We start from the raw sequence: 273 nt of genomic DNA on the forward strand, positions 1-273 counted from the left end.
CTGTAGATATTATAGATGGATATGCCTTTATTAATGGATATTTGTATAAGGTAGCTGATGGTGTAAATCTAACGATTGAAACTGCTGACACTACGTATGACAGATTAGATAGAATAGTGCTTCGATGGGATAAACGTGATGAAAATAGATTTATTAAAGCTTTCGTGAAGAAGGGTGTACCAGCTGAAAATCCTGTAGCACCAACTTTAACACGTGAAGAAGAAGTGTTTGAATTAGCACTTGCTACTGTACGTGTAGTAGCTGGACGAAACT

The 273-nt window shown here is 36.6% G+C and carries 1 pseudogene; it reads left to right on the forward strand.

Annotated elements, in window-relative coordinates:
* Positions 1–273: pseudogene (locus SB764_RS40225) on the forward strand (hypothetical protein); the annotation flags it as partial.

Origin of the sequence: Paraburkholderia sp. SIMBA_027 (assembly GCF_046535315.1) — a bacterium.
In the GTDB taxonomy this organism is placed as follows: Bacteria; Pseudomonadota; Gammaproteobacteria; order Burkholderiales; family Burkholderiaceae; genus Paraburkholderia; species Paraburkholderia tropica.